Consider the following 580-nt stretch of genomic DNA (forward strand, 5'->3'; position numbering starts at 1 on the left):
GGAAGGAGCTGCCGAAGGCAGGGAGGATAACTGGGGTGAAGTCGTAACAAGGTAGCCGTATCGGAAGGTGCGGCTGGATCACCTCCTTTCTATACATTTTTCACTTAATGAAAACGAGCCGAAGGTGAAGTTTGAGTGTTAGTGAAAAAGTAGTTCTTCATACGAACGAAGTGAGTATGATAGAACGTCATTAAAGGCTTTAGTAGGGGTTGTGAGTACTGTTTAGTACTAAATTAAAAAGGTGCTAAAAACATAACATTAGCGGTGTCGATGCGTCCAGGGGACACACCCGTTCCCATTCCGAACACGATGGTTAAGACCTGGTCGGCCGATGGTACTATACTGGAGACGGTATGGGAGAGTAGGTGGATGCCGCTGCATTTTAACTTAATAAGTAGAGACTACATCAGATATTCCTTTGGAAAGGATGAAAGATGTTGAAGTTCGAATCTTTAAGTCTCATTTGCAGAGAACTTCTCTGCATGATGTACCTTGAAAACTGCATACCAAACGAGAAATTATATAAATATTTTATAATTAGACATCCGAGGTACTAATTACTAAGTATAATTAGTGATTA

The 580-nt window shown here is 40.9% G+C and carries 1 rRNA gene; it reads left to right on the forward strand.

From position 1 onward, the window contains the following. Positions 1-260 precede the first annotated feature (260 nt). Positions 261-378: ribosomal RNA gene (rrf, locus tag HMPREF1135_RS10885) — 5S ribosomal RNA — on the forward strand. The last annotated feature ends 202 nt before the right edge of the window (positions 379-580 follow it).

This window comes from Lachnoanaerobaculum sp. OBRC5-5, assembly GCF_000296385.1.
Lineage (GTDB): Bacteria > Bacillota > Clostridia > Lachnospirales > Lachnospiraceae > Lachnoanaerobaculum.